Annotated in this window: 22 protein-coding genes; 8 read left to right on the top strand and 14 right to left on the bottom strand. The window is 76.4% G+C overall.

Annotation, left to right across the window (positions count from 1 at the left end; all coding sequences use genetic code 11):
• Positions 1 to 97: 97 nt before the first annotated feature.
• Together ABZ449_RS35695 and ABZ449_RS35690 are read right to left on the bottom strand one after the other, a co-directional pair.
• Positions 98 to 910 carry a hypothetical protein gene (locus ABZ449_RS35695; protein WP_360354425.1) on the bottom strand — a complete coding sequence of 271 codons (813 nt, stop codon included), beginning with the start codon at positions 908 to 910 and terminating at the stop codon, positions 98 to 100.
• Positions 907 to 1,440: a SigE family RNA polymerase sigma factor gene (locus ABZ449_RS35690; RefSeq protein WP_360354423.1), complete on the bottom strand. Its 534-nt coding sequence runs from the start codon at positions 1,438 to 1,440 to the stop codon at positions 907 to 909. The genes ABZ449_RS35695 and ABZ449_RS35690 overlap by 4 nt, the downstream gene beginning before the upstream one ends.
• Positions 1,441 to 1,801: 361 nt before the next feature.
• On the opposite strand from ABZ449_RS35690, the gene ABZ449_RS35685 reads away from it, so the two are divergent.
• The 3 genes from ABZ449_RS35685 to ABZ449_RS35675 all read left to right on the top strand — a co-directional run bounded on the left by ABZ449_RS35685 (position 1,802) and on the right by ABZ449_RS35675 (position 7,856).
• On the top strand, positions 1,802 to 5,101 hold the full coding sequence (locus ABZ449_RS35685; protein ID WP_360354422.1) for a S8 family serine peptidase: 3,300 nt from the start codon (positions 1,802 to 1,804) through the stop codon (positions 5,099 to 5,101).
• Positions 5,102 to 5,373: 272 nt separating this feature from the next.
• Positions 5,374 to 6,453: a hypothetical protein gene (locus ABZ449_RS35680; RefSeq protein WP_360354419.1), complete on the top strand. Its 1,080-nt coding sequence runs from the start codon at positions 5,374 to 5,376 to the stop codon at positions 6,451 to 6,453.
• A gap of 257 nt (positions 6,454 to 6,710) precedes the next feature.
• Entirely contained in the window at positions 6,711 to 7,856 is a 1,146-nt protein-coding gene (locus ABZ449_RS35675; protein WP_360354417.1) for an NAD(P)/FAD-dependent oxidoreductase, read from the top strand.
• Between the two features lie 30 nt (positions 7,857 to 7,886).
• Here ABZ449_RS35675 and ABZ449_RS35670 read toward each other — a convergent pair whose 3' ends face one another.
• The 4 genes from ABZ449_RS35670 to ABZ449_RS35655 all read right to left on the bottom strand — a co-directional run bounded on the left by ABZ449_RS35670 (position 7,887) and on the right by ABZ449_RS35655 (position 12,039).
• The gene (locus ABZ449_RS35670) at positions 7,887 to 8,324 is read right to left on the bottom strand and encodes a hypothetical protein (protein ID WP_360354415.1); all 438 of its coding nucleotides are present in this window, start codon (positions 8,322 to 8,324) and stop codon (positions 7,887 to 7,889) included.
• Positions 8,325 to 8,477: 153 nt separating this feature from the next.
• Positions 8,478 to 10,826 (bottom strand): FtsX-like permease family protein, encoded by a 2,349-nt coding sequence (locus ABZ449_RS35665; RefSeq protein WP_360354413.1) that lies wholly within the window; start codon positions 10,824 to 10,826, stop codon positions 8,478 to 8,480.
• Positions 10,823 to 11,509 (bottom strand): ABC transporter ATP-binding protein, encoded by a 687-nt coding sequence (locus tag ABZ449_RS35660; protein ID WP_360354410.1) that lies wholly within the window; start codon positions 11,507 to 11,509, stop codon positions 10,823 to 10,825. Before ABZ449_RS35660 ends, ABZ449_RS35665 begins: the two co-directional genes overlap by 4 nt.
• Positions 11,506 to 12,039 carry a PadR family transcriptional regulator gene (locus ABZ449_RS35655; protein ID WP_360354407.1) on the bottom strand — a complete coding sequence of 178 codons (534 nt, stop codon included), beginning with the start codon at positions 12,037 to 12,039 and terminating at the stop codon, positions 11,506 to 11,508. Before ABZ449_RS35655 ends, ABZ449_RS35660 begins: the two co-directional genes overlap by 4 nt.
• Before the next feature lie 225 nt (positions 12,040 to 12,264).
• Between ABZ449_RS35655 and ABZ449_RS35650 the strand changes: the two genes are divergently transcribed.
• Positions 12,265 to 12,618 (top strand): beta/gamma crystallin domain-containing protein, encoded by a 354-nt coding sequence (locus ABZ449_RS35650; protein ID WP_360354405.1) that lies wholly within the window; start codon positions 12,265 to 12,267, stop codon positions 12,616 to 12,618.
• A 110-nt stretch (positions 12,619 to 12,728) separates the two neighbouring features.
• Here the strand turns inward: ABZ449_RS35650 and ABZ449_RS35645 are convergent, their stop codons facing one another.
• Positions 12,729 to 13,220 (bottom strand): hypothetical protein, encoded by a 492-nt coding sequence (locus tag ABZ449_RS35645; RefSeq protein ID WP_360354402.1) that lies wholly within the window; start codon positions 13,218 to 13,220, stop codon positions 12,729 to 12,731.
• A 91-nt stretch (positions 13,221 to 13,311) separates the two neighbouring features.
• On the bottom strand, positions 13,312 to 14,022 hold the full coding sequence (locus ABZ449_RS35640; RefSeq protein WP_360354400.1) for an arylsulfatase: 711 nt from the start codon (positions 14,020 to 14,022) through the stop codon (positions 13,312 to 13,314).
• A gap of 157 nt (positions 14,023 to 14,179) precedes the next feature.
• On the opposite strand from ABZ449_RS35640, the gene ABZ449_RS35635 reads away from it, so the two are divergent.
• Positions 14,180 to 14,500, top strand: coding sequence for a hypothetical protein (locus ABZ449_RS35635; RefSeq protein ID WP_360354398.1), 321 nt, complete (start codon positions 14,180 to 14,182; stop codon positions 14,498 to 14,500).
• Between the two features lie 48 nt (positions 14,501 to 14,548).
• Here ABZ449_RS35635 and ABZ449_RS35630 read toward each other — a convergent pair whose 3' ends face one another.
• The 4 genes from ABZ449_RS35630 to ABZ449_RS35615 all read right to left on the bottom strand — a co-directional run bounded on the left by ABZ449_RS35630 (position 14,549) and on the right by ABZ449_RS35615 (position 22,771).
• A complete protein-coding gene (locus tag ABZ449_RS35630) occupies positions 14,549 to 15,361 on the bottom strand; it encodes a maleylpyruvate isomerase family mycothiol-dependent enzyme (protein ID WP_360354397.1) in 813 nt (270 codons plus the stop codon).
• Positions 15,362 to 15,475: 114 nt separating this feature from the next.
• Positions 15,476 to 16,372 carry an ABC transporter ATP-binding protein gene (locus ABZ449_RS35625; protein ID WP_360354449.1) on the bottom strand — a complete coding sequence of 299 codons (897 nt, stop codon included), beginning with the start codon at positions 16,370 to 16,372 and terminating at the stop codon, positions 15,476 to 15,478.
• A 44-nt stretch (positions 16,373 to 16,416) separates the two neighbouring features.
• Positions 16,417 to 19,251 carry a hypothetical protein gene (locus tag ABZ449_RS35620; RefSeq protein ID WP_360354395.1) on the bottom strand — a complete coding sequence of 945 codons (2,835 nt, stop codon included), beginning with the start codon at positions 19,249 to 19,251 and terminating at the stop codon, positions 16,417 to 16,419.
• A gap of 115 nt (positions 19,252 to 19,366) precedes the next feature.
• The gene (locus ABZ449_RS35615) at positions 19,367 to 22,771 is read right to left on the bottom strand and encodes an FtsX-like permease family protein (protein ID WP_360354393.1); all 3,405 of its coding nucleotides are present in this window, start codon (positions 22,769 to 22,771) and stop codon (positions 19,367 to 19,369) included.
• Positions 22,772 to 23,068: 297 nt separating this feature from the next.
• Between ABZ449_RS35615 and ABZ449_RS35610 the strand changes: the two genes are divergently transcribed.
• Positions 23,069 to 24,130 carry a helix-turn-helix domain-containing protein gene (locus ABZ449_RS35610; protein WP_360354447.1) on the top strand — a complete coding sequence of 354 codons (1,062 nt, stop codon included), beginning with the start codon at positions 23,069 to 23,071 and terminating at the stop codon, positions 24,128 to 24,130.
• Positions 24,131 to 24,355: 225 nt separating this feature from the next.
• Here the strand turns inward: ABZ449_RS35610 and ABZ449_RS35605 are convergent, their stop codons facing one another.
• Positions 24,356 to 24,658: a hypothetical protein gene (locus ABZ449_RS35605; RefSeq protein ID WP_360354391.1), complete on the bottom strand. Its 303-nt coding sequence runs from the start codon at positions 24,656 to 24,658 to the stop codon at positions 24,356 to 24,358.
• Between the two features lie 49 nt (positions 24,659 to 24,707).
• Complete coding sequence (locus ABZ449_RS35600) at positions 24,708 to 25,016, bottom strand: hypothetical protein (RefSeq protein ID WP_360354389.1); 309 nt, start codon at positions 25,014 to 25,016, stop codon at positions 24,708 to 24,710.
• Between the two features lie 214 nt (positions 25,017 to 25,230).
• Between ABZ449_RS35600 and ABZ449_RS35595 the strand changes: the two genes are divergently transcribed.
• Both ABZ449_RS35595 and ABZ449_RS35590 read left to right on the top strand, forming a co-directional pair.
• The gene (locus ABZ449_RS35595; RefSeq protein ID WP_360354388.1) at positions 25,231 to 25,497 is read left to right on the top strand and encodes a hypothetical protein; all 267 of its coding nucleotides are present in this window, start codon (positions 25,231 to 25,233) and stop codon (positions 25,495 to 25,497) included.
• A gap of 52 nt (positions 25,498 to 25,549) precedes the next feature.
• Positions 25,550 to 25,765, top strand: coding sequence for a hypothetical protein (locus ABZ449_RS35590; protein WP_360354386.1), 216 nt, complete (start codon positions 25,550 to 25,552; stop codon positions 25,763 to 25,765).
• Positions 25,766 to 25,890: the final 125 nt, after the last annotated feature.

Here is a 25,890-nt window from a genome sequence, read left to right as displayed (position 1 = left end):
GTGGGGGGGGGGGGGGGGGGGGGGCCCCCCCCCCCCGCCCCCCCGGGGGCGCGGGGCGGGCGCGGGGGGCGGCCCGGCCGGCCGGTGCCGGGGCGGGTCAGAACTGCCAGGCGGGGTCGTCGGCGATGGCCAGCAGGGCGGCCGTGTCCAGGCCCGCGTCCGGCTGCTGGGCCCACTGCTGGAGCGTCACCGTGCGGCCGTCGGGGCGCTGGAGGCGGACGTACCGGGAGACGCGGTCGCTCTGCGGGAGGGTCATGGTCACGGCCTCGCCGCGGGCGCCGGAGGGCAGCTCGACCGGGTGGCAGTCGGTCCGCGGGGCGACGTCCTGCGGGCTGGGCACGCCGGGGCGCGGGGTGACCTTGGGCAGGGCGATGGTGGCGCAGAAGGGGACCTTCGGCGCGTCGGCGGTGCGGTCGGCGCCGCCGACGAAGTCCACCGGGCCGGCCGGGGACTGCCAGGCGACCCGGAAGCTGCGGCCCGGGATGTCGCCGGGGCGCACGGTCGTGGCGCCGGCCGGCAGCAGCCCGGCCAGGGTGGCGCCCAGGTGGTCGCTGGTCCAGTCGGTGGCGCGGCCGCTGCCGGGGCCGAAGGAGTCCGGGCGCAGCGGTTCGGCGGTGGCTCCCGCCGCGCCGGCGAGGGTGAGCGGGCCGGTCAGCGGGTCGGCGGCGGCCGCCGGGGCGCCGGGGGTGGGGGTGGTGCCGGTGGGCACGGTCGCCACCAGGGTGGCCAGGGCGGCGGCGCCGGCCACGGTGGCGCCGGCGCGGACGGCCAGGCGGGTGCCGCGGTGGCGGCGTCCGGCCGTGACGGCCGCGTCCACCGTGCCGGGGCGCAGGGTCGGTTCGGCGCCGAGTCCGGCGGCGAGCAGGGTGCGCAGTTCGTCCTGCGGGTCGAGGGCGTCGTGGTGGGTCACAGGAGTTCCTTCAGGGGGGTCGGGGCGGTGGCGAGTTCGTCGAACGGGTCGGTGTCGCCGAGCAGGTCGCGCAGTCTGGTGAGGGCGCGGGCGGTGTGGCTCTTGACGGTTCCGGCGGTGCAGCCGAGGGCCTTGGCGGTGTCGGCGATGTCCAGGTCGGCCCAGAAGCGCAGGACCACGACGGCGCGTTGACGCGGTGGCAGGGCGGCGAGCGCGGCGCGGACCTGGAGGCCGAGCGAGGGGTCGGTGCCCGGGCCGGGCCGGTCGGGCAGTGCGGGTGTCGGGTCCTCGCGCCGCCAGCGGCGCCGGGTGTGGTCGATGCAGGTCCGGGTCAGCACGCGGTGGGTGTAGGCCTCCAGGTTGGCGATGCGGTGCCGCCGTCCCCACGCGGCGTACAGCTTGGTCAGGGCGGTCTGGGTGATGTCCTCGGCGTGGTGCCAGTCGCCGCACATCAGGTAGGCGGTCCGCCGCAGGTGCGGCAGCCGTTCCTCGGCGAAGCCGCGGAACTCGTCCAGGTCTGCGCTACGCACAGGGTGTGTCCTCCGTTCGTCTCTGCCTGGTCCGACGGAGCGCACCCGGTGCCGGGATGTCACGGGTGGCGGGAAATTTCGCCGGTCATCGAATGACATCCTCCGCTGCCCTTCGTTCCGTCGATTCCTCGACAGATCCCGTGAGCGGCCCCGGAGTCCCCGGGGCCGCCCGAGCGAGAGGACACCCGTGCGAGGAACCCGCAGGCACCACGGGCATGGGCCGGGGCCCCGGACGGCCGGGCGCTGGCCGGCCGGGCGCTGGCCGGCCGGGCGCTGGCCGGCCGCCGTGCTGGGCGCGGCACTGGTCGGGGCGCTGACCGCCCCGGCCGGCTGGGCCGCTGACGGCCCGACGGACACAGCGGTGACGGACGCAGCGGCTCCGGGCCGGCCGGTCCAGGTCACCCTGATCACCGGTGACACGGTCACGGCCCGGGTCGGGGCCGACGGCGCGGTGGCGCTGGCCGGGGTGCGGCCCGGGCCGGGGCGCGAGGACGTGACCTTCGTCCAGCGCTCCGGTGCGCCCGGCTCGCTGAACCTCGTCCCCTCGGACGCGGTCGGCCCCCTGGACTCCGGACGGCTGGACCGGCGGCTGTTCGACGTCGCCGGGCTGATCGCCCAGGGCTACGACGACGCGCACACCGCCGAACTGCCGCTGATCCTGGGCTCGGAGCACACCGGCGCCCCGGGCCTGGCCGCGGCCGCGCCGCCGGCCGGCGCCACCGCCGTCCGAGCGCTGGAGAGCGTGCACGGCGCGGCCCTGCGCGCCCCGAAGGCGCGGGCGGGCGAGCTGTGGCAGCTGGTCGCGCGGCCGGGCGCCGGGCTCGTCGCGGGCGGCGTGGACCGGGTCTGGCTGGACGGCAAGGTCGGCGCGGCGCTCGACCGCTCGACCGCGCAGATCGGCGCCCCGCAGGCCTGGAGCTCCGGCTGGACCGGCAAGGGCGTCAAGGTCGCGGTGCTCGACAGCGGCATCGACCGGGGTCATCCCGACGTGGCCGGCTCCCTCGGCGAGACCTCCGACTTCACCGGGCCCGCCGACGCGCCGGTGACCGCCGACCCGGACGGGCACGGCACCCACGTCGCCTCGATCGTCGCCGGCACCGGCGCCGCCTCCGACGGCCGGTTCAAGGGTGTCGCCCCCGACGCCGAGCTGCTGGTCGGCAGGGTGCTCGACGACGAGGGCAACGGTCAGGAGTCCTGGGTGCTCCAGGGCATGGAGTGGGCCGCGGCCCGCGCGCCGATCGTCAACATGAGCCTCACCGGCCCGCCGACCGACGGCACCGACCCGATGGCCCGGGCCGTCGACGCGCTCTCCGCCCGCTACGGCACCCTGTTCGTCGCCGCCGCCGGCAACAGCGGCGGCCCGGGCACCGTCGGCACCCCCGGGTCGGCCGACGCCGCGCTGACGGTGGGCTCCGTCGACCACGACGGCGCGCTCGCCCGTTCTTCCAGCCGGGGTCCGCGCGTCGGCGACCAGGCCGTCAAGCCGGACCTCACCGCGCCGGGCGTGGGCATCGTCGCCGCCCGGGCCGCCGGGACGAACGGTCAGGAGCCGGTCGGCGAGCGGTACACGGCCATCTCCGGCACCTCCATGGCGGCCCCGCACGTGGCCGGGGCCGCGGCCCTGCTCGCCCAGCAGCACCCGCAGTGGAAGGGCCCGCAGCTCAAGGCCGCGCTCACCTCCTCCGCGACGCCGGCCGCCGGCCAGGGCGCGTACGAGCAGGGCGCCGGGCGCGTCGACCTCGCCCGGGCCACCGCCCAGGAGGTGTACGCCACCGCCGAGGGCACCGGGATCCACCTGGAGGGCCCGCCCGGCGGCGAGCCGCTGACCCGCACCGTCGAGTACCGCAACGACGGCCGGGAGCCCGTCACGCTGGAGCTGGCCGTCGAGACCACCGCGGCGGCCGGTGCGTTCACCGTCTCCCCCGCCCGCCTGACGGTGCCTGCGGGCGGCGGAGCGTCGGCCACCGTGACCGTCGATCCGGCCCGCGTCCCCTCGGGGGCCTCGCTGACCGGGCGGGTGCGCGCCACCGGGCCCGGCGGGGCCTCCGTCACCACCGCCTACGCGCTCACCCGCGAGGCCGTGCGGCACGACGTCACCGTGACGGCCGTCGACCGCAACGGGGCGCCGCTCGGGCCGAGCACCTGGAACGCCTGGTCGATGATCAGCCTGGTCGACCTGGACACCCACGCCGCCTACCAGCTGCAGTTCACCGGCGGCACCGCCACCGTGCGCGTGCCCGAGGGCCGCTACAACCTCGGCGGACAGCTGGCCACCCCGGGCTCGGGCACCACGAGCCCCACCGCGACCCTGTTCCTGCAGCCCGAGCTGGAGCTGCGCGGCGACACCCGGCTCGCCGTCGACGCCCGCGAGGGCCGGCAGCTGACCGTCACCGTTCCCGGCCGCGCCACCACCGGCCGGTCGCTCTCCGCGGGCTACTGCTACCGCACCGCCGGCAGCGCCGCCGAAGGCGAGTGCACGGACTCGGCCACGGTCCTGGCCCGGCCCGGCAACCTGTACGTCGTCCCCACCGCCCGGCCCGTCGCCGGTCGGCTCGACTTCGTCACGCAGAGCCTCCAGGAGGGCCCGGCCACGCAGAACGGACGTCTGCCGGACCGCTACGACCTGCTGGTGCACACCACCGGTCGGCTGCCCGAGCCGACCCTGACCGTCGACCACGGTGAACTCGCCACGCTCAACACCCGTTACTTCGCCCAGGGTCCGGGCACCGCGGGCGACTTCAGCAGCTTCGCGGGCATCGACGGCCTCGGCGCCCTCACCATCGCCCAGCCCTCCTTCGCGCTGCCGGCCACCCGCACCGAGTACTTCACCGTGAAGGACCAGATCCGGGACACGACCTTCGGCCAGACCACCGGCCCCGGCGGCGAGATGGTCCGCACCGCCATCAGCCAGAGCGGCACGGTGCGCTGCGCCGCCGGCGCGACCTGCGCGGAGCGCTGGAACGCCGCCGTGATCGGCCCGGGCCTGGCCCTGGGCAAGGGCGGCACGGCCACCATGGCCCGCACCGGCGACGGCTACCTCACCGTGGCCCCGCAGTTGTTCAGCGACGCCTCCCCGGGCCACTTCGGCTCCCCGTGGCCGCTGCGGCAGGACGACACCGTCCGCCTCGAGTTGGAACGCGACGGGCAGCGCGTCGCGGGCAGCGACCGGGAGCAGGCCCGCTTCGCCGTGCCGGCCGCCGACGCCGCCTACCGGCTGACCGCCAGGGCCGTGCGGGCCGAGCCCTGGGCGTCGCTGTCCGGCACCGTCGAGGCGGTCTGGACCTTCCGCTCGGCCGCCGTCGCCCCCGGGCCCGACGGCCGGACCCGCGGCACGGCGCTGCCGGTCGACGCCGTCCGCTTCACCGCCCCCGTCGACCCGGACAACCAGGTGCCGCGCCGGCAGCACACCCTGCTCGCCGCCGTCGAACGGCAGAGCGGCGCCCCGGCCTCGGCCACCGCGAGCCTGAGCGTGCGGGTCTCCTTCGACGACGGCGCCACCTGGCAGGACGCCCCCGTCGCCCCCGCCGACGGCGGCTACCGCGTCACCGTCGAACCGCCGCCGGGCGCCGCCGGCTTCGTCTCGCTCAAGGCCACCGCACGCGCCGCCGACGGCTCCACCGTCGAGCAGACCGTGCTGCGCGCCTACCGCCTGGCACCCTGACGGTCCGCCGCCGGCCCGCGGATCACTCCGCGGGCCGGCGGCGGGGCGGCGGCGGGGCCTCGGGCCGGCGGGCGGGTCAGCCGATCGGCGGCCGGAACGGGTCCCGCCCGCCCTCGGCCGTTCCCGCCCCGACCGCCCCCCGACCGCCCCCTCGGCCGCGTCCGGCGGCGCATACGGCCTGGCCAGGGGAATATCCGCTTCCCAGCGATCTTCGGACTCTGGTATGACAGCACCCGGCCCGACCGGGGCCATGTGAACAGGGGGATGCTGTCGTGCTGAAGACCACCCGTCGGCGCCGGATGCGCGTCGCTTCGATGCTGGCCGCCTCGGTGGCGCTCGCCGCCGTGATGACGGCCGCTCCGGCCGGGGCCGCGCCCCGGACGACCGGGAGCGACGCCCCGACGGCCGGACTGAACCTGATGCTGCGCGCCGATCCGTGGAAGGTCGTCCAGACCCGCCGGGCGCCGGACGGAACCTGGGACGCCGCCCGGGAGATCCCGCAGTTCGGCGGCTTCCGGTACTGGACGACCGTCGCCGACTCCGGACGGCTGCGGCTGTTCGGGCTCAGGGGCTCCGGCCCGATGAGCGTGCAGTTCGTCCAGTCCGCGCAGCAGCCCGACGGCAGCTGGTCCGAGCCGGTCCCGATGAAGGGTCTGGCCGAACTGGCCCTCTCCAACCAGTACTTCCAGCTGGGCCGGACCGGCGCCGCCGTGGTGGACGGCCGGGTCCAGCTGGCGGCGATCGACCCCTCGGGCCGGCTCCTCCACACCGTCGAGAACCCGGACGGGAGCTGGCAGCCCTGGGGGGTGATCAACACGCCCGCGGGGCTCGGCTCGGACCAGTTCTTCAGCCTGGCGACGGCCGAGGTGAACGGCGAACTGCACGTCGTGGCCACCATGTTCAACGACGGCCGCGTGTTCCACACCATCCGCCACGCGGACGGCAGCTGGTCCGGCTGGGGCAACGTCATGGGGGCGGCCGGCACCCCCTCCCCCTGGGGCTGGCCGCACGACGTGGTCGCGGCGGGCGTCAACGGCGCCCTGCAGGTCGCCGTGGTGAACAACAGCCAGATCGCCGTCTACCACACCATCCGCAACTCCGACGGGAACTGGGCCGGTTGGGGAGGCATCGGCCAGCAGATCCTCGCCCAGCCCCTCGGCGTGTGCGGCGCCGACGGCGCCAGTGTGAACAACGAGCTGCAGCTGGTCTTCGAGACCTGCTCCAACAGTGGCGCGCTCTACCACACCGTCCGTCATGCGAACGGCAGTTGGGACCGGGCGGGATACGTCCAGAGCGCCGTCGACCTCTCCCCCTGGCGTCCCGTCGCCGACGGATCGGCCGTCGGCGGCTGACCGTCCCGGGCCGTCCCGCCGGCCGTCCCACCCGGCCTGCTTCCCGGCCACTCCCCCGCCCGGCGCGGGGGACGGCCCGGGACCAGGCCCCGGGGTGACCTGCGGTGTCGGTGGTCCGACAGCCGCCTACGGGTGGTCTGCCGGTCGCCCGACACCGGCCGACGGCCGGATGACGGTGGCGCGAAGGCGGCGCCTGACAGCGTCCGGGGCAGGCCGTCCGGAGTCGATCGGGTGGCCCGATCCCGAAGGAGCCACCCATGCGCACACCCGTCACGATCATCGGCGCCGGGCTCGGCGGTCTCACGCTGGCCAGGGTCCTGCACCTCCACGGCATCCCGGTGACGGTCCACGAGGCCGAGCCCTCCCCCTCGGCGCGCACCCAGGGCGGGCTGCTCGACATCCACGAGGACACCGGTCAACTCGCCCTGCACGCAGCCGACTTGATGGATGAGTTCCACTCCGTCGTACTGTCGGGCCGCCAGGCGATGCGAGTGCTGGACCACCGGGGGACCGTCCTGTTCGACCAGGCCGACGACGGCACGGGCGGACGCCCCGAGGTGCGGCGCGGCGACCTGCGGCGGATCCTGCTGGACTCCCTGCCCGCCGGCACCGTCCGGTGGGGGCGCAAGGCCTCCGCCGTCCGCGCCCTGGGCGGCGGGCGGCACGCGGTGGTGTTCTCCGACGGCACCACCGTCGGAACGGACCTGCTGGTCGGCGCCGACGGCGCCTGGTCACGCGTCCGGCCGCTGCTCTCCGGCGCCAGGCCCGAGTACGTCGGCCGGTCCGTCGTCGAGACGTTCCTGACCGACGCGCGCACCCGGCACCCGGCCACCGTCCGGGCGGTCGGCGAGGGGTCGATGATCGCGGCGTCCGCGCCGGAACGGGAGATCTTCGCCCACCGGGAGAGCGACGACACCCTGCACGCCTACGTGGGCATCACCGAGCCGCTGGAGTGGTTCGCGGGCATCGACTTCACCGACGCGGCCACGGCCACCGCCCGGATCGCGCGGGAGTTCGCCGGCTGGGCGCCGGAACTCCTCGCGCTGGTCACCGAGGGGAGCGGCGCCCCGGTGCTGCGCCACCTCTACGCGCTTCCGGCCGAGCACCGCTGGGAGCGGGTGCCGGGGGTGACCCTGCTCGGCGACGCCGCCCACCTCGCCGCCCCGAACGGCGAGGGCGCCAACCTGGCCATGCTCGACGGCGCCGAGCTCGGCGCGGCGCTCGCCGCCCACCCCGGTGACGTCGAGGCGGCGCTCACCGTGTACGAGCGGGCGCTGTTCCCCCGCAGCGCGGCGGCCGCGGTCTCGTTCCCGGGCATCGATTCCGGGGACGGCACCACCCATCCCGTGATCGCACTCGCCATGGGGATGGGGACGGGGACCGGGACCGCGCAGGGCCGCTGACGGTCCGTTGACGGGCGGCCAAGTCGCGGCTCAGTGCCGCTCCCCGGCGGACCGGCGCGCCTCCTCCAGGTCGGCCACGAGCTGCTCGACCCGCCGGTTGGGCCTGTTCCCCGCCCCGTAGCCCGCCAGCATCGGCAGCTGGTCGATCTCGTCCGAGGCCAGGAGCAGCTCGGGGACGTCGGAGGAGAAGACGGTTCCGGTGACGACGGCGGGCCTCACCTCCTGGATCTCGGACCAGGTGTAGGAGCGCGACTTGAGCAGTCCCGAGTACTTCAGGCCGGCGTCCCCGAAGGAGACGCCGAACATCGGGGCACGGACCGTCAGCACCAGGCCCGGAACGCCCATCAGGAGGATGGGGATGAGGTCGTCGACCCTGGTGAACTCGGCCACCCCGGCGACAGCGGTCAGCAGGAGCACGAGCCCGATCAGGAGGTAGGCGACCGACCAGGGATTGCGTCTCCTGCTCATGTGTCCGTTCCCCCGCTTCTCGTGCGTCGCGGCGCCGTCCGGGATCCGGACGGCGCCGCGACGGGCCGGCTTCAGTGGATCGGATTCCACTGTCGGTCACTGTAGGAGCCGGGCGGCTCGCGGGAGTGGGCGGGGTCCGGGGCGCCCCCGGTGCTACTCGTGGCGCAGGGCGTCGGGGCGCATCAGCCGTAGGAGCTGGGGCAGTCCGAGGACGGTGGTGAGCAGGACCGCGCCGGCCGCGATCGCCGACATGGCCAGCATCGAGCCCCAGTCCACGCTCAGCGGGACGCCCGCCGAGTACTGCAGCACCGCCCCCGTCAGCAGGCCGCCGGCGACCGCCAGCACCAGGCCCAGGGCCATCGGGATGAGCGTCTGCCACAGCACCGACAGGCCCAGGACGCGCCGGCGGGTGCCGACGGCGTTGAGGACGCCGAGCACGCGGCGCTGTTCCTGGAAGCGTTCCAGCTGGCCGACCAGCAGGCTGAGGGAGACCAGCACGAGGGTGATCGCCGCTCCCGCCGTCAGCAGGCGCTTGACGGCGAGGTAGGTGGGGTCGAGCGTGCGGTCGAGCGGGAACTCGGTGCGGGCCTGCGGGTCGATCGCCATCACGTCGGTGGTCAGCTGCTCCTTCGGGTCCGCCAGTGTGTCGGCGAGCGACACCAGGACGGTGGCCGGCTGCCCGCGCAGCGCGTCGGCGGGGACGGTGGCGGGGGTGAGCAGCAGGAGGCCGGCTCCGAGCCGCCCGTTGGGGTCGGCGCCCTCGACGGGCGGGACGGTGGCCGTGACGGCGGGCAGCGGGAAGGAGACCGGCTCGCCGGTGCCCCGGAAGCGGGCCGCGTGGACGATCGTCCCGGGCCCCACGGGCTCGGCGCCCGGGCGCCCGGCCCGGTCCTGGACCGCGAAGGCGTCGCCGTCCTTGCAGTCGGGCAGGGTCGCGAATCCGCGCAGCACCGTGCAGGAGGCGATCCGGACCGAGGGCAGCTGCCAGGGCTTGGCCGTCTCGCTCTCCAGGGAGAACGCGGTGTACGCCGCGGTGGCCTCGACGCCGGTGCCGCGCGCGAGGCGCTCGGCGATGCCGTCAGCGTTGGGCGCTCCGCCCGGGAAGGTCACCGACTGCTGGTACGGCCCGGTGGCGGGCACGCTGCGGGGGATGCTCTCGTACTGGGCGCCGATGCCGAGGAAGAGCGTCTGCAGGGCGATCGCGCCGGCGATCGCCACCACGACGCCGCTGACCGCCACGGCGGCCGGTCCTGATCCCAACTGCAGGCGGCGGGTAGCCAGTTGCCAGGACAGGCTGCCTCCGCCGGCCCGTCGGGTGACGGCCTCCACCAGCCAGGGCAGCAGGGCGCAGACGCCGATCAGCGTCAGCATCACGCCGAACGCGACGAGGAGCGAGCCGCGCGGGCCGTCCGGCGCGCCGGAGAGCGCGAGGGAGAACACCGTCAGGGCCAGGCCGGCCAGCGGCAGCATCAGCCGCCAGCCGATCCGGCGCCGGCCGGGGCCGGATCGGCGGACCACGCCGAGCGGGTCGACGTTCGCCCGGCGCATCGCGAGCAGGGTGACGCCGATGCCCAGGAGCGGCACGGCCACGGCGATCGCGACGGCGACGGCGGGCTGCGGTGCGACGTCCTCGGGGTAGAAGCTGAAGCCGGCGAGCCGGATCCGTCCGATCGCCTGTCGGCCGGTCAGGAAGAGCGCCGTTCCCACGGCCAGGCCCAGCACCGCGCCGACCAGGGACTCCCCGGCGGCGATCCGGGCGGTCATCCGGCGGTCCGCGCCGCCGAGCCGCAGCGCGGCGAGCCGGCGGTCGCGCCGTTCGCCGCCGAAGCGCGCGGCGGCGGCGAGGAAGACGCCGACCGGGGCCAGCATCACCGTCAGGCCCACGGCGTTGAGCAGGATCAGCTTCGGGTCCATGGGCTTGGGCGGCGAGAAGTGGCCGAACTCGGTGATCCGCAGGGCGCCGGTGTCCACCGAGAGGTGGTCGCCGCCGAGCACGTAGTCGGCCTGGCCGGGCCCGAGCAGCCCGGCCGGGCCGACGGTGCCGGTCACGGGGTAGGGCAGGCGCTCGCGCAGCAGCCCGTTGGCGGGGTCCTCGAGCAGGTCGGCCAGGGCCGGGGAGACGGCCATCTCGCCGGGCTCGGGGTAGGCGGCCAGCCCGGGCGGCAGCGCCGCGTTCGGGCCCTCGGGCTGGACGATCCGGCCGCGGACGGGCGTGCCGTGGAAGGTGGTGTCGGCGGCGGCGATGAGGACCGTCCGGTCGCCGGGGGTGGGCAGGTCCTCGTCGTGGAAGGTGTCATTCTGCGTGTACAGGCGCTGGTCGCGGTGGTGCACGATGCCGGGGAAGGAGGCGGTGAAGAACAGCAGGGCCACCCCCAGTCCGACGCCGCAGGCGGTGAGCAGCAGCCGGCCCCAGCCGTCCCGTCCGCTGGTGACGGCCAGTCGGGCGCCGAGGGCGAGCTGGTCCAGGAAGGGCCGGCGGAGCTTCGGGTCGGCGGCGCTCACCGGGCGGCGGCCAGGTCGCGGGTGCGGCCGTCGCGGACGACGACCTCGCGGTCCGCGTAGGCGGCGACCCGTGTCTCGTGGGTGACCAGGACGACGGCCGCGCCGGTCTCCCGCGCGGCGAGGGTCAGCAGTTTCATGACGCGTTCGCCGTTGAGGGTGTCCAGGGCGCCGGTCGGCTCGTCCGCGAACACCGCCTTGGGGCCGGTGATCAGGGCGCGGGCGGCCCCCACCCGCTGGCCCTGGCCGCCGGAGACCTCGCCGGGGCGCTTGGCGGCGACGTCGGCCACCTCCAGTCGCTCCAGCCATTCGCCGGCCCGGGCCTCGGCGGCCTTGCGGCGCATGCCGTTCAGGCGCAGCGGCAGCGCGACGTTCTCCAGGCAGGAGAGTTCCGGGACGAGTTGGCCGAACTGGAACAGGAAGCCGAACTCGGTGCGCCGCAGGGCGCTCAGTTCGGCGTCGGTGCAGGTGGTGAGGTCGCGGCCCTGGTAGTCGATGGTGCCGCGGTCGGGGCGGGTGATGCCGGCGAGGCAGTGCAGCAGGGTGGACTTCCCCGAGCCGGAGGGGCCCATGACGGCGACGAGTTCGCCGGCGGCGACGGTCAGCGAGGCGCCGTCGAGGGCCGGGGTGAGGCCGAAGGACTTGTGCAGGTCCTGGGCGTGGAGCAGGGGTCGGGCGGTGGTCAACGCGGGGTCTCCGTCAGGCGGGTGGTGAGGTCGTCGAGGCGGGCGGCGGTCAGTTCCAGCCAGCGCAGGTCGGCTTCCAGGTGGAACAGCGCGTGGTCGCAGATCAGCTCGTCGGCGAGGTCGCCGGCGAGTTTGCGGCGGGTCAGTTCGCGCATGGTGCGCAGGTGTTCGGCGCGCTGGGTGTCCAGGACGTCGGTGGCGCTGCGTCCGGTCAGGATGGCGAGCACGACCTTGTGGTAGAGGGTGCTCTGCAGGTACGGCTGCGGATCCTCGGGTTGGGCGAGCCAGTCGGAGAGGTCGGTGACTCCGGCGTCGGTGATCGCGTACCGCTTGCGGTCCGGGCCGCCGCCGGCCTCCATGCCCTCCACGACGACCAGGCCGTTCTTCAGCAGCCGGGAGAGCGTCGCGTACACCTGTCCGTAGTGCAGGGCGCGGTCGCGGCCGAAGTGCTCGTCGTAGAGGCGTTTGATGTCGTATCCGTGGCGGGGCTGGGCTTCCAGGAACCCGAGGAGCAGCTGTCCGAGTGACATGATCAAGGACTATACACACCATGTATACACGGGATGTATAGCGGGGCGCGGGGCTGCCGCCGCGGTGGGGGGCGGGCTCCGGGCGGGTCGGGTCGCGGGTGGCGCGAAGGGTGGGCCGTGCGCCTGCCGGGTGCCTCCCCCGCCCTGGTGGCGCTGGCGGCGTTCGTCGACGAACGGGTTCATGATGCGGAGGCGATGCGCATGTGACCCGACCGAGGAGGATCCGTGTTCTCGAAGACCAGGAAGATCGTGATTTCCCTGACCGCCGCGTTCGCCGCGGCGGCCGCGTTCACCGTGGCCGTCCCGTCCGGCGACGCCTTCGCCATCGACCACGTCGAGTGCCGGGGAGGCGAGGACTTCCTGAAGATCTGGTCGCACAGCGGCGACCGCCAGAGCGTGGACTGCTACGCGAACGGCGGCCGGACGTCCTTCGGTGACTGGTGGGTCGACCGGATCTCCACCGGGAACAACGACCTGATCTACTACGACGCCAACGGCGACTCGGTCAGGATCCCGCGCTGGACCGACATCTCGTACCCGAACCGTCCGCCGATGGTCAGGTCCATCGAAATCGTGTGACGGGCCGGCGCGTGGGGCGGGCCGGGTGGGCCGGATTCCCGTGACGACGCGGATCCGGCCCCACCCGGCCCGCCCCGCACGCCCCGCCCACCCGGCCCGCCCCGGCTCGGTCAGGCGTCCGGCTGGGTGACCGTCAGCCCCCAGTGCACGTCGGGGGCCGACGTCTGCACCCCGACGTGGAAGGACCGGCCCTGTTCGGCCGTCACCACCGCCGAGCCCTTGCCGACGGCCTCCGCCGGGCAGGGCACGGTGAACTGCACCGGGGTGGTGTCCCCGTAGTAGGGCGTGAAGGTGACCCGCACCTCGCCCGCGCCCTCGCCGCCGCCCTGGCAGCCGACCGTGACGGTGACCGGCGGGCCGGACGTGTAGGCGCCGCCGGTGACGGCGCCGCCGTCACCGATCCAGTCCGGGATCCAGATCAGCCCCTCCGCCCCCGGGTAGGGCAGGATCTCGCCCGTACCCGGCGCCCCGATCCCGGCCTGCACGGCCTGCACGGCCTGTCCGGCCTGCACGGCCTGTCCGGCCGCCGCCGGGACCGCGGTCACGGCGATCGCCGCCACCGCCGCCACCGCCGTCGTCCAGGCGAAGCTCGCACGCCTCATGGCTCTCCCCCTCCGTCGCGCCGGGCCCTGGTGTCCCGACGTACCCGCACAGTCTCATCCGGCACCGACAGCGCCGCCTGAGTACGGGTACTCAGGCGGCGCCCGTCCACCTACCCGGTCCGTCCGCGGGGCGGGCCACGGCGGCAGCGGCGGCGCGCAGTCCCGGGGCCGGGCTGGACAGGACCGGTACGCCGGTGGCGACCCGGTGCGCGGCGTCCGCCATGGACGCCTGGGCGAGGACGATGACGTCCGCGCCGTCCACGCCGTCCACGCCGTCCACGGCCCCGACGGCGGCGGCGACCGCGGTCAGGTAGCCGTCGCGGTCACCGCTCTCGAACCGCTCCCAGGCACCGTCGACCACCGTGGCCGTCACCGTGACCGGCCGGTCCGATCGAGCGGCCTCCTCGTCGACCAGGGCCACGGTCGGGCCCACGGTGCCGGCCAGTGCGGCGATCACGGCGATGCGCGTCGTGGCTCGTCCGCCGCCGGGGGCGACGGCGACGGCGGCGGCCGCCATCGGACGGTCGACGCGCAGCACGGGCACTCCCAGCACCGCGGCCCGGGACTCCGCGACTCCGCCGATCGTCGAACAGGTGCACAGCACCGCCGCGGCCCCGGCGGCGACCGCCGGGGCGAGGACCCGGTCGATGTCCCCCGCGACGGCGTCGGGCCCGTCCGTCCGGGCCCTGGCCAGCAGCCCCTCGGAGACGACGTGCCGCAGCGGCAGGCCGGGGTGCTCGCGGTCGCGCAGCGCGTCGAAGACCGGGACGTGGACGGACGAGGTGTGGAGCAGTGCCAGCATGCCGTGATGGTAGGGGCACGGCCGGGCTCCGCCGTTGCCGGGAGCGCCACCGGGTACGCCGCCGGGGCCGGGCGGGGGGGTGCCCTGGGTGGGCGTCGGCTGGGCCGGATGCCACGGTGCGCGTGCAGTGGGCCGGTCGGGCGGCGAGGTTGTGGAGATGGACACCGTCATCGTGCTCGAACCCGATACGCCGGCCCATGCGCGGATCCTCGGCCCCGACCTCGGGCCGGCGGACCCCGGGAATCCGGTACGGCTGGCGCACTGCGCCCCCGCGGAGGCCTCCGGCACCTGCGGCCCCCTGACCCTGTGCGGCCTGAGCACCTCCGACATGACTCTTGCCCCGCGCCGCTCCCCCGATCCCGGCCGGCCCCGCTGGAACGTCTGCGCGGTGTGCCGCGAGGCCGAGGAGGGCACGGCGGCTCGCGCTCCCGGCACGGCGCTTCCGGGCGGCCGGGAGGAGACCTCCCCGCCCGGGTAGGGCGGCGCCGGGCGGCGCGGGTTCAGGGGCCGGGTCCAGGGGTCGGGTTCAGGGGGCGGTGAACAGTCCGGGGAAGGCCGGGGCCAGCCAGGGGCGGCGGCCCCAGGCGAACACCTTGCCGCGGGCGATGGCGCCGGCGGTGGAGCAGCGGCCCAGGGCGAGGAGGAAGAAGGCCACCGGCTCGATGAGGATGGTGCAGTCGGGTCGGCGGGGCGGCTGCTGGCTGACGGCGACGGCGCCGTCGGTGAAGGTCACCGCGAATCCGTCCGAGCCGCGCAGCCGCAGCCGGTAGCAGGCGTTGTGGCCGGCCGCGGTGCGGGCGTCGGCCACCAGGGGCATGGCCGTGCGCAGGAACGGCATGGTCAGCCCGACGCGCTGCCGGTCGATCGGGTGGGGCCGGCCGAGGGCGACGGCGACGTCGTACAGGTGGGCCAGCATGTGGGTCAGCAGGTAGGCGCCGAGGGTGTCCAGGTCCATCGGGCCGAGCGGGGTCAGCATCGGCTCGGTGCCGGTGAGCGGGCCGGCGGCGGCCGCGAACTCCCCTGCCTGGCGGGCGATTTGTTCGGCGAGCACGGCCGGGTCGCGTTCGGACCGCTGGGCCAGCGAGACCTCGTTGGCCGCGGCGAGGGCGCCCGGGGTGCCGTCCCCGTACGGGCGGTCCTCCCCGGCGGCGAGGGCGGCCATCAGTTCGTTGGCCATCGCGAGGTGGGCGGCGGCCTCGGCGACCGTCCAGGTGGCGCCGGGGATGCGGGTGTCGCCGTGGCAGTCGGCGAGCAGGGGGACGGCTTCGTCGCCGACGGCGGTGACGGCCTCGAGCAGCGCTGCGCGTGTGGCGGAAGGAGAGTGTTGGGGGAACGTCATGGTGGTGAGAGTGGTCGACTCCCGCACCGCTGTCCAGCTTCCTGACAGAGTGGAGAACGGGCGTTCCCCGTCGGGCGGACGGCGGGCGGACGGCAGGTGGCCGGCGGGTGGCCGTCAGCCGCCGGTCGCGGCGGGTCCGGGGCCCGGCGGGCGGTCGCGGTCGGGCCACACGGTGATGTGGTCGTGTTCGAGGACCAGCCGCACGCGGTGCTCCAGTTGGAGGGATTCGGTGAATTCGCGCGGCAGTTGGAGCCGGCCGACCCGGTCCAGCACCGTGTACTCGACGGAGGCGCCGTGGCCGTCGGCGGCCGCGGGGCGCAGCACTTCGGTGGAGGTGCGGCCGTCGCGGATGCGGACGGTGCGGCGGACCTGGTCGGCCACCAGGGCGTCGTGGGTGACGATCAGGACGGTGGTGCCCAGTTCGTCGTTGGCGGTGCGCAGGGCGGTGAAGATCTCCTGCGAGGTGGCGGTGTCCAGTTCGCCGGTGGGTTCGTCGGCGAGCAGCAGGCGGGGTTCGTTGGCCAGGGCGACGGCGATGGCGACGCGCTGCTGTTCGCCGCCGGAGAGCGTGGCGGGGGTGCGGTCGGCGGCGTGGGCGATGCCCATCAGGTCGAGGAGTTCGGTGGCCCGGGCGGTGCGGCGGCGGCGCGGTGTTCCGGCGTAGCCCATGGGCAGTTGGACGTTCTCGCGGGCGGTCAGGTAGGGCAGCAGGTTGGCGGCGGTCTGCTGCTGGATCGTTCCGACGGTGCGGCGGCGGTAGGCGGTGCGTTCGCGGCGTTTGAGCGCGCCCAGGTCGGTGCCGTCGACGGTGGCGGTGCCGGCGCTGGGGGCGTCCAGGCCGGCGAGGATGCCGAGCAGGGTGGACTTGCCGGAGCCGGAGGCGCCGACCAGGGCGGTCAGTTCGCCCTGATGCACCGTCAGGTCGAGTCCTTGGAGGGCCTGGACCTCGACGCCGCCGCGGGCGGCGGTGCCGGTGCGGTAGATCCGTACGAGGTTCTCGCAGTGGACCATGGGCCGGTCGGTCCCGGTGGCGGGTGGTCGGTGGTCACGGGTGGTCACAGGGCCTCCCCCAGTCGTAGGACGGTGCCCGGGGCGCGGCGGCGGCCGATCGCCGTCTCCAGGGCGGCGGTCGCCGTCACCAGCACGGCCAGGGCGAGGCCGAGTGCCGTGGTGGTGGTCCAGTCGGTGTGTGCGGCGGGTTCGAAGGGCGCTCCGGTGAGCGCCTGCAGGCGCAGGCCGGGGCCGAGGGCCGCGGGCAGCAGCAGGCCCAGCGCGGTGCCGCCGGCCGCGGCGGTCAGCAGCAGCGGCAGCGGGTGCAGCAGTTGCAGGGCGAGCGAGGCGCGGCCGGTGAGTCCCAGGGTGCGCAGGTAGGAGGTGACGCGGGCGCGTTCGGTGGCGCCGAGGATCAGGTCCAGGACGAACGCGCCGAGGGCGAGCAGCAGGGCGAGTGCGGTGGTCAGCTGGAAGGCGAGCTGGACCGAGCGGACCAGTCCGTCGGTGCGCAAAACCTCGAACTCCGCTGCGCGGTCGCGTAGTTCGAGTCGCGGGCCGGTGCCGCCGGTGGGGGCGAGCCAGGGGCTCGCGGCGGTGCGCACGGCGGCCGGGTCCGGTGGTGGGGCGCCGGTGGCGGGGTGGAGCAGCAGTGCGGAGGGGTGGTTGGGCTGTGCGGGCAGGCGTTGTGCGGAGGGGCCGGTGAACAGCAGCAGGGCGCCGGGGCGGGGTCCGTTGCCGAGCACCGGTCCGAGGGCCGGGTCGCGCAGGGCCTCCTCGGGCAGGGCGCCGATCACGTGGACCAGGACGCGGCTGGTGCCCAGGGCGGACAGTTCGAAGGTGCCGTCGGGGAAGCGGGCGGCCAGGGCGGGGTCGGCGAGGGCGGTGAGGGTGGGGCCGGTGCCGTCCTGGCCGGCCGGGCGCACCGGTGCGGCGGCTCCGTCGGCGGCCAGCAGGGCGCGGGCGAGCGGGGAGTCGGGGCGGGCGGCGGACAGGGCGGCGGCGTCCAGTCCGACGAGCTGGGTGCCGGGGAAGGTGGTGCCGTCGTCCTGTGCGGTGAGGTCGCCGCTCGCGCCGGTGACGCTGACCTGGTGGCCGACGGTGGTGGCCTGGGAGAGGTCGGCGGGCAGGCGGTCGCGCGGCCCCACCAGGGCGAGCGGTGCTCCGCCGGTGCGCCAGTCGGCGTTCTGGGCGCGGCTGTCGGCGACGGTGCGGGAGATCCCGGCGCCGAAGACGCCGTAGCCCATGGCCAGCATCAGCACCAGCAGGGCGAGTGCGGCCGTGCCGGTGTGCCGGCCGGCCTGGGCGAGTGCCACCAGTGGGACGGGGCCGCGCGAGCGGCGTGCCCAGTGGGTGGCCCGGCGCAGGAGCGGGGGCAGCAGGCGCAGCAGGGCCAGGGCCGCGACCAGGGCCAGCAGGACGGGTGCCAGGGCGAGCGGGAGGTCGGTGCCGGAGCCGGCGAGGGCACCGCGGGTGCGCAGCGCGGTCAGGGCGCCCGCGGCCAGCAGCAGGGCCAGGGCTTCCAGGACGAGGCGGCGGGAGCGGGCCGGGGGTCGGGTGCGCGGGAGGGTGGTGAGCAGGGCGGCGGCCGGTGCGCAGCAGACCGGCAGGGCGGCGACGGCCGCGGGCAGGGCGGATCCGAGGGCGGTGCCGTGGGGCGTGATCGTACGGGCGATCGCCCAGCCCGCCGCGGCGCCGGCGCCGACCGCCACCGCGGCCTCGGCCAGCAGGCGGCCGGCGAGGCCGGCGAGGCCGGCGCCGCGGGAGAGCTGGAGGGCGAAGGCGCCGGCCCGGCGGCGGGCGCCGAGCCGTGCGGTGGCGACGGCGGTGGCCACCACGACGGCGAGCAGTCCGACGAGCGCGAAGCCCTGGAGCTGTCGGGCGCGCCCGTGTTGGGCGGTGTGGGCGTCCAGTTCGGGGGTGAGCCGGTCGGTGACGGCGATCTTGGGCACGATCTGGCCGGCCAGCGTGCAGAGGCCGCCGGAGTCGTCCCCGCAGTGCTGGGTGCTGTCGGCGGAGCGCAGCCCGGCGAGGGCGGCGCGCAGTTCGGCGGTGCCGGCGGTGGTGGCGTCGGGCCCGGAGCGGCCGGTGGCCACGGGCAGGTCCCAGGCCAGTTCGAGCGGTACGGTGCCGCGGCCCGCGAGCTGTTCGATTCCCTCGGCGCTGGTGAGCAGTTGGCCGACCAGTTGCTGGCCGGTCTCGGCCGGTACGGTCCAGGGGGCGACGAGCATCGGGAACTGCTGCCGGAGGCGGTCGGCGCCGTGGTCGGTGCGGAAGACGCCGACCAGGAGCACCGGGGTGGACCAGCCGGTGCCGGTCAGTTCGAATTTCTGACTCTCCGTCAGGCCGAGGCGGTCCCGGGTGGCTTCGGAGACCGCGACCTCGATCGCGGGCGGCTGTGCGGGCGGGGCCGCCGGGTCGGGTCGGGGCTCGCGGGGTGCGCGGCCCTGGACGTACTCGACGGGGCCGTGGGCGTCGTCGGGCTGGGCGTGGACGAGGTTGAGCCCCGGGGGCCGGCCGTAGGGGGTGGGTATTCCGGGGCCGGCCGCCACGGCGGCGGGGGCGGCGACGCGGCCCTGCGGCCGGCCGAGCACGGTGGCCAGGCGCGGGGCGGCGGTGGCGCGCAGGGCCTCGCCGGTGCGGTCGAGGTCCCGGTCGAGCGTGCCGGGTGCGATCCGGGCTCTGGCCGACAGCGGGACGGTGGTGGCCGTGGCGGTGATCAGCGGGCCGGACAGCTGGGCGCGGGCGACCCGGTCGGCGAGCGCGTCGGCGGCGAGGCGGTCGAAGCGCGGCGGCCAGCTCAGCGGGATCGCGGTGAGCAGGACGGAGAGCAGCGCCAGCCCGGCCGCCACCGGCCAGGCGATCCGGGCCTCCCGTCGGATCAGGCGCAGGGTCAGCATGGGGGGCTCCCGCCGTCGAAGCGTGCGTTGCGGGGCGCGGCGCCGCGCGGGGTGCTGTGCGGGGTGCCGGGTCCGGCGCCGGGCCTGCTGCCGGACCGCCGTCCTGCCGCGGGGCTCATCCGTCCTCCCCCGCGCGCAGGGCCCGGACCAGGTCGACCCGGGCCAGCAGCCGGGTGAGGACCAGGACCGAGAGGGCCAGCAGCAGTCCGCTGGCGAGTGTGGTGAGCGCGGCGGCCGGCCGGCCCGGGGCGGCGGCCAGGGCCGGGAAGACCGGTCCCGAGCTGTCGTCCAGCACGGTGAGCGGCAGCAGCAGGGTGGTCAGCGCGAGGCCCAGCAGGCCGCCGAGCAGCACCGGGGGCACCGTCACCGCCACCTGTTCGGCGCGCAGCATCGACGTCAGTTCGGTCGTCCGCGCGCCCAGGGCGCGCAGGACGGCGAACTCCCGTTGCCGGGAGCGGGCCGCGCCGACCGCGTGCAGGGTCAGGGCGGTCACCGCGAAGAGCGGGGCGGTGGCCATGACCAGCAGCCAGGCGCAGCGCAGTCCGGCCCGGAACGGGTCGTCGGCCAGGTCGTCGGCGAGCCGGCGGGCGCTCTCGGCGCGGCCGAAGGCGCTGTGGCCGTCGACGGCGGCCCAGGTGGCGGCGGGGTCGTCGCTGGCCAGCCACCAGTGGGTGTCGGCGGGTGGCGGGGCGCCGGCGAGCGCGCGGGTGGCGGCGAGCGCGGGCAGGTCCAGCAGCAGGTGGCCCTGGCCGCGGCCGTACCCGGGCAGGGCGTCGACCTCTCCGGTGATGCGGATCCTCTGGTCGCTGTCGCGCTCCCAGGTGAGCGTGATGGTGTCGCCGACCTTGGCGTTCACCGCGTCGAGCAGGGTGCGGTCGGCCAGTGCGGGCAGGACGGGCGGTGCGCCCGCGTCCGCGCCCGGGGCGCCGCTCGCGGTGCCGGTCGGGGTGCCGGTCGGGGTGCGCACGGCGAGGAACGTGTCCAGGTCGGCCGGGTCCTGGGTGTTCCAGGGGATCTGGGAGCGCAGCACCGCGTGCAGGAGACCGGGTCCGCCGCTGTGCCAGGTGCAGGCGGTGGCCTGGTCGCTCCGGGCGTCGTCGGACGGGCCGGGGCGGGCGTCCGGGGCCGGGTCGCCGGTGGGGCAGCCGAGCCGGTCGGGGCTGACGAAGGCGGCGCCGGAGCGGATCCAGGACTGTCCCGCCCCGAGGGCGAGGTCGGTGCGCCGCTCGCCGGTGACGGCGCTGACGCGTGGCAGGTCGAGGTCCAGGGTGGTGCGCCGGGCCAGCGGGCCGGGGAAGTGGACGCCGAGGCGGCTGACGGTCAGCGGGTAGGCGCGGCGTCCGCCGTCGGTCAGGTCCACGGTCAGCGGGTGGGGGCGGTCGTCGGCGGTCAGCGGGACGGTGAGCCGGTCGGTCAGCCCGTCGGCGTCCTGGATCCAGAGCAGCAGGCTCGGGCCCTGGTCCGGCACCGGGGGGTCGGCGGTGGCCCGGACGGTCAGTTCCAGGGCGGTCGGCTCGCCGGGGATCGCGAGCCCCTGGGCGGGGGTGACGGCCAGCGGGGCCAGCAGCTCCGGGGCCGGGCGGTCGGCCTGGTCCGGGCGCAGGGCGGGCAGGGTGCCGGCGGCCGCGGCGGCGGCGGTGTCGATGGCGACGGTCCGCACCACGGTGCTGCCCACGTAGGCCGACCGGTCGGCGACCGGGGTGAGGGCGGTGACGCCCGGCAGTGCGGCCAGGGCGGTGTGGCGCTGTGCCACGGCGCCGGTCACCCCGGACAGCCGCAGGTCGGCGCCGACGGTGAAGGCCGCCCGGTCGCGGTCGCCGGTCGGCAGGGCGGCCAGCACCCCGGCGGCCAGGCCGGCGCAGGCCACGGCCAGGACCGTGACCAGGACCGGGACCGCCTGGCGGCCGGCGTCGCGGCTCAGCCGCCAGGCGCCCAGGGGCGCGACCAGTCCGCGGGAGCGGGCGGCCGCCCGCTCCAGCAGCCGCCCGGCCGGCGGCAGTGCCCGCAGCGCCAGCACCGCGCCGGCCACCGCCATCGCCGCCGGGGCGAGCACCAGGACCGGGTCGACTCCGGTGTCGAAGCCCGCGCCCGCGTCCGGGACCACCACGCCCTGGTAGCGGCGCAGTTGGAGGAAGCCGAGGACCGCCACGGCGAGCAGCGCCAGGTCCGCGCCGGCCCGCTGCAGTCCCGGCCGGCGCGGGCGGCGCCGGCGCAGCGCCTGCCGGGCGCCCGGGTCCCAGGCCTGTCGGGCCAGCGGCAGCAGCAGGGCCGTACCGTGCACCGCGAGGGCGAATCCGGCGGCCCACCAGGCGGTGCGGCCGTCGTCCGCGGCCAGGCCGTGTGCCCCGGCGGCACGCAGGACGGCGGTGAGCAGCGGCCCGGTCAGCAGCAGCGCGCAGGCCGCCGCGGGCACCGCGGCCACCGCCCACTCGCCGGCCGCCACCGCGAGCAGCCGCACCACGCCGGCTCCCCGGGAACGCTGGAGCGCCTGCTCGGCGGCGACCGCTTCGGCGAGCCGGCGGGCCGTCAGGACCAGGACCACGGCGGCCAGGACGGCGAGCAGGGCGAGCGGGACGGCGATCTCGGCCCGGGCGGCCAGGGCCGGCACCGCCTGGTCGTCGACCGCGGCGGGCAGGGCGCTGCGCACCCTGGTGTCGGCCAGGGCGGGGGCGGCGCCGCGGTAGACCGAGCGGGCGGTGTCCGAGCCGGCGAAGGCGGCCACCCGGTCGCGCAGCGCGGCGAGTTCGGACAGGGTCGAGCGACCGGTGTCGGGCAGGGCCAGCCAGACGGCCTGGGTGCGGGTGCCGAACGTGGGCAGGGCCGTCAGCCGGGCGCCGTCGGCCAGCAGCAGGGCGCGGTCCGCGCCGTCGGCGCCGGCGAGGCCGGCCCAGAAGGCGGCGGCGGCCGGGGCGGGGCGGTAGACGCCGGTCACGGCGAGCGTGAGCGGGCCGCCGGTGGCGGGGTCCGGCAGGACCGTGGTGCTGCCACTGTCCAGGCCGAGGCGGTCGGCGGTGGCCTCGGGCAGGGCGACGCGCAGGGTGTTTCCGGCGGCGGCGCCGGGGGCGGAGGCGCCAGAGGCCTCGGGGACGGGGGCGGCGTCCGGCCAGCTGCCGCTGCGCAGTTCGGCGTAGCGGCCCGGGTCCGGCAGTGCCACCGGCAGCCCGGACAGCGTGGTGTCGGCGGCCTGCCGGCGGGCGGCGGGCGGCAGCGGCAGGTCCACGGCGATGCCGGACCGCAGCGCGGTCTCGGAACGGAAGGGGACGCCGTCCAGCGCCCGGACCAGTGCCGCGTGCACCGCCCGGTCGGCCGCGGGCAGGCCCTGCGCCGTCCAGCGCGCGGACACCTCCACGCAGCGGCCGGCGTCGGCGGCGAGGCGCTCGCGCACCCCGGCGGCGGCGGCCGACCGGGCCAGCCCGGCCACCGCGGACAGCACCGCCGTCGCCACCAGGATGCTCACGGCCACCGCCGCCAGCACCGCCGCGTGTCTCCCGAACCGGCGCCCGACCCCCGCCAGCACCATCCGCCACTCCCCTCGGGGCCCTTCGCGCGGCTCCGGGGCAGCGCGTCACGGGACCACTTGCGGTACAGAGCTGAGGTTCTATCACAACGAACCATCAGTGGTCTGTACCAATCAGGTCACGGGCCGCCCCGTACAACCCAGCCCGCCCCCGCCGCGTCGAACTGCCGTGGAAGGGGGAGGTCGAGGTCGGGGCGGCGAGCGCGCCGCCGGGCTTCGGGGGGTTCGTCGAGGGCGGGGCCTCGGGGAGGCCGGCCCGGTTCGACGGGGGAAGTCGATCGAGAGGAAGCGGAGTTGTCCGTGGGGGTGAAGAGCGTGGCCGGGGGCGACGGTCTGTCGGCGGAGGAGCGTTTCGAGCACTGGCGGGACCTGGTCGGGCGCACGCGGGTCTGCGACGCGACCAGCGCCCATGCCGACCGTTTCACCGCGCAGGTGCGACGGGTCGACCTGGGGCCGGTGGCCCTGCTGGGGACGTCGTTCCCGTCGGCGAGGTTCCGGCGCGACGAGCGCATGGTGCGCCGGTCGGACGAGGAGTTGTACCACCTGACGCTGCTGACGGCCGGCGGTCAGGACCTGCGGCGTGCCGACGACCAGCGGGAGACCTTCGGGGTCGGGGACCTGACGCTCGTCGACAGCTCGAGCCCGTACGACGTGCGGTGCTTCGGGGTCGACGCCCCCGGCCGGGAGCGGTCCGGGGCCGCCGGGGTGGGCATCGACGTGCCGGCGTCGCTGCTGCCCGTGCCCCCGCACCGGGTGCGCGCGCTCCTCGGGCGCAGGCTGTCCGGGCGGGAGGGGACGGGCGCGCTGCTGGCGGAGTTCCTCCTCGGCCTGGACCGTCGGGCCGCCGGCCTCACCCCGGCCGAGACGTGCCGCCTCGGGACGGTCGTGGTCGACCTGGTGTCGGCGTGGATCGCCGGGGAACTCGACACCGATGACGTGCTGCCGCAGGACGCCCGGCAGCGGGCCGTGGTGGAGAGCGTGCGGGCGTTCGTCCGGCGCAACCTCCACGACCCCGGCCTGACCCCGCCGGTGGTGGCCGCGGCCCACCACCTCTCCGTCAGCCACCTGCACCGGCTGTTCACCCAGTACTCGCACGGCGAGACCGTGGCCGCGTTCATCCGCGCCCAGCGGATGAGGAAGGCCCACCGCGACCTCGCCGACCCCGCCCTGCGGACCCTGCCGATCCAGAACATCGCCGCGCGCTGCGGCATCCCCGGCGCCTCCGAGTTCAGCCGCGCGTTCAAGGCGGCGCACGGCCTCTCGCCCCGCGAGCACCGGCGGCTGGCGCTGTCGGGGACGGAGTCAGAGGCGCAGGCGCGGGAGTGGCCGCGAGGCGCGGGAGGGACCCGGCCGGGGCGATGACCCGAACCCGGGCGGCACGGCCCCGGTCGCCGAATTCCCCCCGAACTCCGCCGAGTTCAGGGGGAATTCGGCGACCGGAAGTCATGGTCCGCGCATCACGGCGTGTTCCGGCGGGGACTGCCGGGATTCCCGGGCGACGGGGATCCCGGCAGTCCCCGGGGCTCCCTGGTGGCTGGGGGCGGCTTGAGGGCTGCGGGCCACTCAGGGACGAACGGGCCGGGCCGGTCAGGCCAGGGAGACCGTCCCACTGCGGAGCGAGGCACCCACGCTGCTGCAGTACGCGTAGCTCCAGGAGCCGCCACCGACCCGGCGCAGCTCTCCGTACACCGTCTGGTTGTTGTTGCACTGGGCGATGGCCCGGAAGTAGGTGGCGCCCTCGGAGCAGTAGGCGCCGAACGTGTTGCTGTCGCTCCAGGTGGAGCAGGAGGTGTTCGTCGTGGTCGCCGACGCCGGCGTGGCGGCGGCGACTCCGAGCGTGAGCGAGGCCGCGGCGACGGCCGTCGCCGCCCATGTACGCATCTTGAGCATCGAATTGTCCCCTTCGAGATGTGGCGGAAGCCGATCCCCGCCGAAAGCGCTACTGGAAACGGATGCCGCCGCCGGCGAGCGAGGAGTTCACGCTGGTGCAGAACGCGTAGCTCCAGATCTTGCCGCCGGCCGTGTGCCAGAGCCCGTACACCGTCTGGCCGTTGTTGCAGTGGGCGACGGCCTGGAAGTAGTTCCCGGGGGAAACTTCGGAGCAGTAGGCACCGAACGTGTTGCCGTCGTTCCACGTCGAACAGGTGTTGTTCGTCGTGGTCGCGGACGCCGGCGTGGCGGCGGCGACCGCGAGTGTGAGCGAGGCCGCGGCGACGGCCGTCGCCGCGAAGGTGCGCATCTTGAGCAAGGCGTTCCCCTCCTGGATGTGACGGCAGCCGCCTTCCGCCGAAAGCGGCTGCTCTCACGAAGGAGATTAGAAGCGGCCCCTCCCCGGTGGACGGTTCCTCGCGGGCGGGCAGACGCGGTGCCAAGAACCGGCGACGCTGTGCCAAGTCGCCCGCCGGGACCCGCCCGCCGGGACCGCAGGGCGCCGCCGCGGCCCGCACGGGAGAATGGGCCGGGTGACCAGCACTCAGCCGCTCCCCCGGGGCCTCACCGCCCTGATCCCCGCCGCCCCCACCTCCCCCGCACCGGCCACGCCCGGCGAACGGGCGGCCTCCCAGCTCCTGCACCTGCGCACCGCCGAGGTGCCCCTGCCGCTCCTGGTGGCCGCCGTGGAGCTGATCGCCCCGCAGCTGGAGAGCGAGGACCCGGTCACCCGCGAGGCCGCCGAGACCGTCCGGGCCCGTCTGCAGGCCGTCATCGCCCAGGCCGCCCCCGGGCGATAGGCCGGGGGAATTCCCCGGCGCCTCCCTGATCGCCGGGGTCGCGGTCACCGCGATGCACTACACCGGGATGGCCGCCGTCTCCGTCCGGCTGGACGACCGGCTGCGGGCGGACGGCCTGCCCGCCTCCCAGTTCGTCGTGCCGCTCGCCGTCGCCATCATGGCCGTCATCGCGATCGGCGGATTCGTCCTCACCCTCTCCCCGCAGGAGCCGGCCGACACCCCGGCCCGGGAGCCGCTGCGCGTCAAGCTCTTCGACCGCCGCACCTGACCGGCCGCCGTGCCCCCGCACGGCACCGAAGCGGGGGGGGGGGGGGGGCGGGGCGGGGGGGGGCCCCCCCCGCGGCCCCGCCGGGGGGGGGGCCGCGGGGCCGGCGCGCCCACCCCGCCCCGGGC

Source organism: Kitasatospora sp. NPDC005856, from assembly GCF_040629945.1.
In the GTDB taxonomy this organism is placed as follows: domain Bacteria; phylum Actinomycetota; class Actinomycetes; order Streptomycetales; family Streptomycetaceae; genus Kitasatospora.
Note: the sequence above shows the minus strand (reverse complement) of the source record. Positions and strands in the feature narration are given on the sequence as shown.